Annotated in this window: 6 protein-coding genes; 4 read left to right on the forward strand and 2 right to left on the reverse strand. The window is 72.5% G+C overall.

What is annotated here, in order from left to right; translation table 11 throughout:
* Window positions 1-172 precede the first annotated feature (172 nt).
* Window positions 173-1,276 (reverse strand): DNA polymerase III subunit beta, encoded by a 1,104-nt coding sequence (gene dnaN, locus CCN56_RS01210; protein WP_086822348.1) that lies wholly within the window; start codon window positions 1,274-1,276, stop codon window positions 173-175.
* 170 nt (window positions 1,277-1,446) lie between these two features.
* Here dnaN and CCN56_RS01215 point away from each other — a divergent pair, with 170 nt between their 5' ends.
* Entirely contained in the window at window positions 1,447-2,598 is a 1,152-nt protein-coding gene (locus CCN56_RS01215) for a serine hydrolase domain-containing protein (RefSeq protein ID WP_086822336.1), read from the forward strand.
* An 88-nt stretch (window positions 2,599-2,686) separates the two neighbouring features.
* Here the strand turns inward: CCN56_RS01215 and CCN56_RS01220 are convergent, their stop codons facing one another.
* Complete coding sequence (locus tag CCN56_RS01220) at window positions 2,687-3,298, reverse strand: YceI family protein (RefSeq protein ID WP_086822339.1); 612 nt, start codon at window positions 3,296-3,298, stop codon at window positions 2,687-2,689.
* Window positions 3,299-3,594: 296 nt separating this feature from the next.
* Between CCN56_RS01220 and CCN56_RS01225 the strand changes: the two genes are divergently transcribed.
* From CCN56_RS01225 to CCN56_RS01235, 3 genes are all read left to right on the forward strand, one after another.
* A complete protein-coding gene (locus tag CCN56_RS01225) occupies window positions 3,595-4,104 on the forward strand; it encodes a hypothetical protein (protein WP_086822342.1) in 510 nt (169 codons plus the stop codon).
* Window positions 4,105-4,200: 96 nt separating this feature from the next.
* Window positions 4,201-8,088, forward strand: a complete 3,888-nt coding sequence (locus tag CCN56_RS01230) for an endo-alpha-N-acetylgalactosaminidase family protein (protein WP_086822345.1) — start codon at window positions 4,201-4,203, stop codon at window positions 8,086-8,088.
* A 109-nt stretch (window positions 8,089-8,197) separates the two neighbouring features.
* A partial coding sequence (locus tag CCN56_RS01235; protein ID WP_256961652.1) for a twin-arginine translocation signal domain-containing protein occupies window positions 8,198-8,494 on the forward strand: 297 nt, incomplete at its 3' end.

Raw genomic sequence — 8,494 nt, forward strand, 5'->3', positions numbered from 1 at the left:
TACGCCTCCGAGTACGGCGGCGGCGACTTCGGGGGCGGCGACTTCGGTGGCGACTTCAGCGCCGGGGACTTCGGGTCGGGCGACTTCGGCGGCGGCTTCGACGGCGGCGGGGGCTTCGACGGTGGTGGCGGCTTCGACGGCGGCGGAGGGTTCTAGCGGCTCTTCGGACGGCTCAGACCAGCGGCTTCACCGACATCAGGAGGTGGCGGTGGGTGCCCTCGGGGCCGTCGGTGAGGAGGGCGCGCTGGCCCGGGCCCAGGAGGTGGAAGTGGACCTCGGGGGCGTCCAGTGAACCCAGGGCGTCCAGGAGGTAGCCCGGGTTGAAGGCGACGGTCAGGGACTCCGCGCCCGTGAGGGTGGCGGGGAGGCGCTGGGAGGCCACGTCGTCCTCGTAGCCGGCCTGGAGGTGGAGGGCGGTGGGGGAGAAGGTCAGCTGGACCGGGCTGTCGCCCTCGGCGACGACCGCGACCCGCTTGACGGCCTCGGTCAGCGGGGCCCGCCCGGTGATCGCGAGGGCGTGCTCACCGAGGGCGAAGAGCTTGTCGTGGCGGGGGAGGCGGCCGTCGAGCAGCCGGGTGGTGGTGCGGGTGCCGGCGCTCTCGAAGCCGAGGGAGCCGGAGTCGAGGGCGAGACGGGCCGGTCCCGTGCCGGAGAGGGAGCGGGCGATCTCGGTGAGCCGGCGGGCCGGGACGACCACGTCGGTCCCCTCCGTGGGGGCGCCGTCCTCGGGCTTCCACTCCAGGGTGCGGACCGCGTACCGGTAGCGGTCGGTGGCGGCCAGCGTCATGGTGGTGCCGTCCAGGGCGAGCCGTATCCCGGTCAGGACGGGCAGCGAGTCGTCGCGGCCCGCGGCGACGGCGACCTGGCCGACCGCCGCGGCGAAGGCGTCCCCGTCCACGAGCCCGCGCACCTCGGGCAGCGCGGGCGCGGCGGGATAGTCGTCGAGCGGCAGCAGGGAGAGGCCGAAGCGGGCGTCGCCCGAGGTCACCGAGAGGCGGGCGCCCTCCACGGCGAGCTCGGTGGCGCCCCGGGGGAGCACCTTGCAGATGTCGAGCAGACGTCGGCCGAGGACCAGCGCCCGGCCGTCGACGGCGGTGTCGGCCTCGACCTCGATGCGGGCCGAGGCCTCGTGGTCGAGGCCCGAGACGCGCAGGCTGCCGTCCGCCGCCTCCAGGAGCAGACCGCCGAGGACGGGCATGGGGGAGCGGGCCGGCAGGACGCGCGCGGCCCAGGCCACGGCGTCGGCCAACACGGCGCTGTCGATACGGAATTCCATGCCGACGACGCTAGCGGCCGCCACTGACAGAGGCGTTGACCTGCGGTTTCGGGCGCCCTTCGTCGAGGCCGGGCCGGAATCGCGTCGAACTCCGGTGAACGGGAAGGAAATCGCGCCCCTGATCGTTCCTTCGTCCGACAGCGACAGCCGCACCCAGGGGGAGTGGAGCCATGACCGACGTCCACGGCACGGTGGAACCCGGATTCGAGTCCGTACGCGAGGTGTTCGCGGAGATCGCCGCGAACGAGGCCCGGGACGGCGGCGCCCAGCTCGCCGTCCACCACCACGGCCGACTCGTCGTCGACCTCTGGGGAGGCGACGGCGTCGACGGGGACTCCCTGCTCGCGCTCTACTCCTCCTCCAAGGGCGCCATGGCCCTGGTCGCCGCCCTCCTCGTCCAGGACGGCGTCCTGGACCTGGACCGCACGGTCGCCTCCTGGTGGCCCGAGTTCGCCGCCGAGGGCAAGGGCGGGCTCACCCTCCGGCAGCTGCTCGCCCACCGCTCGGGCGTGATCGGCGTGGACGACGGCTTCTCGATGGAGGAGCTCGCCGACGACCGCCGGATCGCCGCCCGTCTCGCGGCGCAGCGCCCCTTCTGGGAGCCGGGTACCGGCCACGGCTACCACGCCCTGGTCATCGGAGCCCTCGTCGGAGAGGTGATCCTGCGGGCCACCGGCCGGACGGCCCAGGAGATCTACGAGGAGCGGGTCCGCGTCCCGTACGGGCTCGACTACTACCTCGGGCTCCCCGAGGAGCTCGAACCCCGGTTCCGCACGTCCCTGCCGCTGCTGCCCACCCCCGCCCAGCAGGAGTTCCTCGCGGCGAACCCGATCGCCCCCGACAGCCTCATGGCCATCGCCTTCAACCTCCACGCCGACCCGCCGTTCGACAATCCGGCCTACGGCAACTCCCGTGCCGTGCGGACGAAGGCACCGCTCTCCGGCGGCGGCGTCGGCACCGCGCGCGGCCTCTCCCGGATGTACGCGGCGATCGCGGGCGAGCTCGACGGCCGGCCGCCGCTCCTCGCCCCCGGGACCCTGGCCGAGTTCGCCCGGATCCACTCCCGGGGCACCGACCTGGTGACCGGCGGGGAGAACGCCTTCGGCCTCGGTTTCGTCCCGCTGGCCACCCGCCACCCGTCCCTGAGCCCGCTCGCCGTCGGGCACAGCGGCGCCCCCGGCGCCCAGTCCTTCGCCGACCCGGCCACCGGCCTCGCCTACAGCTACGCCCGCCGCCGCTTCGGATTCATGAGCGGCCCCGGCGCGCCCGAGAACGACCGGCTGATCCCGGCGGTCGTCGAGGCGGCGGCCAAGGCCGCGTAGCCGGGGACCGGGAAAACGCCGAGCGCCCGCCTCCGCTGATGCTGCTGCGGAAGGCGGGCGCGCTCGTGTGTCCCGTACGGGGGAAGGATCAGGCGGCGTTCTTGATCGCGGAGATGTCGAAGTTCAGCTTGACCTTGTCGCTGACCATGACGCCACCGGTCTCCAGGGCCGCGTTCCAGGTCAGGCCCCACGCGGAGCGCAGGATCTCGGCGGAGCCCTCGAAGCCGACGCGCTCGTTGCCGTAGACGTCCGTCGCGGTGCCGTTGAACTCCAGGTCGATGGCGAGCGGCTTGGTGACGTCCTTGATGGTCAGGTCGCCGGTGATCCGGTACTTGTCGCCGCCCAGCTGCTCGGCGCCCGTGGAGCGGAAGCTCATCAGCGGGAACTGCTCGGCGTCGAAGAAGTCGCCGCTGCGCAGGTGGCCGTCGCGGTCGCCGATGCCGGTGTCGATGGAGGCGATCTTGACGTCGATCGAGGCGGTGGAGGCGCCCGGGTTGGAGCCGTCGAGCTTCAGCGAGCCCTCGTGCTCGGCGAAGGTGCCGCGGACGTTGGTGACCATCGCGTGACGGACGGTGAAGCCGATGCTGCTGTGCGCCGGGTCGATGGTGTAGTCGCCGGTGAGGGCGGCGAGGGCGGGGTCCACCGGGAGGGTGGCGGTGGCGACGGCGGACTCGTTGTTCTTGCGGCTGAAGAGACCCATGACGTGCTCCTTGTCGGTGTTTGTTGAACCTTCAACGAGAACGACTGTAATCCCATTCCGTTCAACTTTCAACATCTGGGGAAGTTGTTCATCCGAACGGCGTCACGGCGACGCCGACGCCCTCTGGCGGACGCGCGTAGAACTACGGCACCATCTCCCTGCGCGACCGGATTCACCGGCTCCACCCGCGTCACCGGCTCCATCCGCGCTACCCGCGCCACCGGCTCCACCCGCGCCACCGGCACCACCTGCACAGCCGTCCCCACCCGTCACGGTCACCAGCAGGAGGCAATCCCGTGAAGCTCCGCTCCGTCCTCACCGCACTCGGCCTCGTCCTCGGCGCCCTCTTCGCCCCCGGATTCGGCGCACTCTCCACCGCCACCGACGCCCACGCGGTCACCAAGATCAGCCACGCCACCGCGACCTCGATGTTCCGCTCCTCCGGGATCACCTGGTCCTCGTCCGGCAACTGCTCGGACCGCTACAACTCCACCTGTACGTCCTTCGAGCAGCTCAACCTCGCCACCGCCCAGGGCGCCCAGACCCTCAAGAGCGCCAGCGGCTGCGCCCTCAACATCACCGGCGGCACCGAGGTGGGCCACGCGAGCGGCACGTACTCGCACTGGAACGGCTACAAGCTCGACTTCAGCAAGTACACCTGCCTCGGCAGCTACATCAAGAACACGTTCGCCTACATCGGGCTGCGCGGCGACGGGGCCCCGCAGTGGAAGTCCGGCGCGGGCAACGTCTACGCCGACGAGGGCAGCCACTGGGACGTGACCTACTACAACTGCGGCGGCTGCTGAGCGACTTGGACTAACCGGAGGGGGTTGTTGGACTGGCGGGGCCGTCCGTGGACGATCTCGTTGACGGTGATCCGTCACCCGGGCCAACTAGTGCGCATGTCGCACCCATACCCCTCCGCACCCTCCGCGGCGCGGCGGCTGCGCACGGCCTGTGCGCTGGCCGCCGCCGGTTCCGCCGTGCTCGCGCTGGCCGGCCCGGCCGGCGCGGGCACGCCCGCCGAAAGCGCCACCGCCACGGCCACCGAAAGCACCGCCGAAACCGCCGCCGTCATCGGCTCCGACCAGCTCTCCGTCGCCGTCGCCGAGGACTTCCCCCGCGTCCTCTCGTACACCGACCGCGCGAGCGGCGCCCGTCTCCTCGGGAGTACGGCCCCGGTCACGCAGGTCGTGCTCAACGGCACCGCCCACGCCGTCCGGGCCACGGGCGCCCCCGTCCTGACCGCCGACTCCGCCGCGTACACCCTCGCCTTCCCCGACCTGCCCGGCGTCGAGATCGACGCCCGGCTGAGCGTCGACGGCCGGACCACCACCTTCGAGGTCACCGCCGTCCGCGACACCGAGGCCTTCCGCGTCGGCACCATCGACGTCCCCGGCCACGACCTGGTCTCCGTCGGCTCCGCCGACACCGGCGCCGCGACCGCCTTCACCCGGCTCGACCCCGACTCCACCCGGACCGCCGACGTCTTCGCCGAGGTCACCGACGCCACCGCCGCCGACGCCAACCCGGTCGGCGCGAGCTACGCGATCGTCAACACCGGGCAGCTCGCCGCCGCCGTCGAGTCCAACTCCTCCTACGACAAGCCGTCCGGCCCGAGCGCCCGCGACGGCGCCCGCTTCTGGCACCAGGCCCGCAAGAACGGCACCGAGACCCGCGTCGGCGTCTGGTCCGGCCAGTGGACCTACCGCGGCGCCGGTGCCCCGCAGCCCGAGACCGGCGACAACCTGCCCTGGGCCAAGGTCGTCGTCACCCCCGACGCCAACGCCGACGGGGCCGTCGACTGGCAGGACGGCGCCGTCGCCTTCCGCACGATCGGGATCAAGGCCCCCGGCAGCGACCAGACCCCGAACCGGGTCGTCGCCCACATCCCCTTCAACTTCGCCTCCCAGGCCACCCACCCCTTCCTGCGCACCCTCGACGACGTCAAGCGGATCTCGCTCTCCACCGACGGACTCGGCCAGTTCGCGCTGCTCAAGGGGTACGGCTCCGAGGGCCACGACTCCGCCCACCCCGACTACGGCGGCAACTACAACAAGCGCGCCGGCGGCCTCGCCGACCTCAACACCCTCCTGCGCGAGGGCCGGAAATGGGGCGCGGGCTTCGGCGTCCACGTCAACGCCACCGAGTCGTACCCCGAGGCGAAGAACTTCAGCGAGACCCTCGTCGACAAGACGAAGCCCGGCTGGAACTGGCTCAACCAGAGCTACTACATCGACCAGCGCCGGGACGTGAACAGCGGCGACCTCGCCCGCCGCTTCAAGCAGCTCCGCGACGAGACCGACCCCAACCTGTCGATGCTCTACATCGACGTCTACTACACCCACGGCTGGATCGCCGACAAGACGATGCAGGCCGTCCAGGCGCAGGGCTGGAACGTCGCCACCGAGTGGGCCGACAAGTTCGAGCGGGCCTCCCTCTGGTCCCACTGGGCCAACGACCTCGACTACGGCGGCGCCACCAACAAGGGCCTCAACTCGCAGATCATCCGCTTCATCCGCAACGGCGAGAAGGACGTCTGGAACAACCACCCGGTCCTCGGCCAGACCGCCCTCGTCGACTTCGAGGGCTGGACCGGCGAGACCGACTGGAACGCCTTCTCCGCCAACATCTGGCAGCGGAACCTGCCCGCCAAGTACCTGCAGCAGCAGAGGATCACCCGCTGGAACGGCGACGACATCACCTTCACCGGCGGCGTCCGCGGCACCGTCGAGAACGGCCGCCGCACCTTCTACGAGAACGGCCGCAAGGTCCTCGACGGCGAGAGCTACCTGCTCCCCTGGGACGGCGGCAGGAAGCTCTACCACTACAACAAGTCCGGCGGCAGGACCAGTTGGGCCGTCCCCGGCTCCACGCGCGCGTACACCGTGTACAAGCTCACCGACAACGGGCGCGTGAAGACCGCCACCGTGCGCCCCTCCGGCGGGCGGATCACCCTCGACGCCGTCGCGGGACAGCCCTACGTCCTCTACCCCGACAGCGCCCCCGCGCAGACCGCCCCGCAGTGGGGCCAGGGCACCCCGGTGAAGGACCCCGGCTTCAACGACGCGAAGCTCGGCGCCTGGACCAAGGCCGGCACCGTCGTCCGCGACACCGACGACCAGGGCCGCAACAGCGCGAAGCTCTCCGGCACCGCCACCGCCTCGGTCCGCCAGCAGATCACCGGCCTCACCCCCGGCAAGCGGTACACCGCCTCCGCCCTCGTCGAGGTCGAGCCCGGAAAGACCCGCCCCACCACCCTCTCCGCCGGTGACCGGGAGGTCACCGTCGAGCGCTCCGCCCTGGAGAACCAGGTCGCCGCCTCCGACTGGAACGGCACCCGCCTCCAGCGCGCCAAGGTCACCTTCACCGCACCCGCCGACGGCTCCGTCCCGCTGCGGATCCAGGCCGCGAGCGGCAGCCCGGCGACCGTCCGCATCGACGACGTACGGATCGTCGCCAACGATCCGGCGACCAAGCCCGGAACGGCCGTGTACGAGGACTTCGAGGCCGTCGACCAGGGCTGGGGCCCCTTCCTCAAGGGCGACGCCGGCGGCACCACCGACCCCCGCACCCACATCGCGCAGCTGCACGCCCCGTACACCCAGGCCGGCTGGAACGGAAAGCTGATCGACGACGTCATCGGCGGCGCCGAGAGCCTCAAGTCCCACGACGAGAACAGCGGACTCGTCTACCGGACCGCGCCCTGGACCGTCCCGATGAAGGACGGCCACAGCTACCGCGTCGAGTACGACTACCAGTCCAGCCACGCGGGCGCGTACGAGTGGGTCACCGGCTACGACCGCGCGAACGGCAACGGACCGGCCGTCGAGACCCGCCGCACCCCGATCGGACAGCAGCGGACCACCGGGCACTTCGCCGAGACCGTCACCGCCGGCTGCGGCGACACCTGGACCGGCCTGCGCAAGCGCGGGGACGCCCCGGACGGCGCCGACTTCGTCCTCGACGGCTTCACCGTCACCGACCTCGGTCCGGCCGCCGAGCGCGCCGCCTGCGGCACGCTCACCGTCAGCGCGCCCGAGACCCTGGAGCCCGGCCGCCCGAACCAGGTCACGGCCACCTTCGGCAACGACGAGGCCGCCGACGTCACCGGCGCCCAGGCCGTCCTGACCCTCCCCGAGGGCTGGACCGCCGAACCCGTCGCGCCCGTCGCCCTCGGCACGGTCGCGCCGGGCGCGCAGGCCACCGCCACCTGGCAGGTGACACCGCCCGTGGACGCGGCCTACCAGCCGTACCCGCTGGGCGCCTCCGTCGCGTACGGGATCGGGGGAGGGGACCGGAAGCTCACCGCCGCCACCACCGTCCGCACCCTGCCCCCGCCGCCCACCGCCGACAGCTGGGCCAGCGACCTCGACTGGACCTCGGCCACCAACGGCTGGGGGCCCGTCGAGCGCGACCTCTCCAACGGCGAGACCGGCGCCGGCGACGGCTCCCCGCTGCGGATCGGTGGAGTGACCTACGCCAAGGGCCTGGGCACCCACGCCCCGGCCAAGGTCCGCTACTACCTGGGCGGCCGGTGCACCTCGTTCACCGCCGAGGTCGGGGTGGACGACGTCCAGACCACCCGGGGCAGCGTCCAGTTCAGCGTCCTCGCGGACGGTGCGGAGAAGGCGAAGTCCCCGGTCCTGAAGGCCCCGGACCCGGCCTGGTCGCTCACCGCCGACGTCACCGGCGCCTCCTACGTCGACCTGGTGGTCGGCGACGGCGGCGACGGGAACGGCAACGACCACGCGGACTGGGGGAGCGCCCGCTTCCACTGCGGGAGCTGACGCCCCCGGAGGCGGACAGCAAGCGCTTGCTGTGCTCATTGATTGCGTCGGAAACAGGGTGTTACACCGGGCGCCGACCGGTCTCCACCACTTCCCCCGGGAGGCTCCCGTGTCCCTGCCCCTCTGGTCCCGACGCACCTTCCTGAGCACGACGGCCGCCGCCGCGGCCACCCTCGCCCTCGCCCCGCAGGCCCACGCGGCCGACCCGGCCGACGAGTTCGAGGCGCTGCGGCTCCGCTGGCTCGACCTCCAGCTCGGCTCCGGCTTCGACGCCGGGGCCGAGCCCTACGCCGGCAAGCTCGCCGAGACGGGCACGCTCGCGCGTGGCTTCCGCGCGGGCATGGCCGCCACCCCCACCTCGCTCTGGCCCGACGCCCCCTTCGACCCGCCGGCCGGCGTCACCCAG

The sequence above is a fragment of the Streptomyces sp. NRRL B-24572 genome (assembly GCF_002156145.1).
Taxonomy (GTDB): domain Bacteria; phylum Actinomycetota; class Actinomycetes; order Streptomycetales; family Streptomycetaceae; genus Streptomyces; species Streptomyces vietnamensis.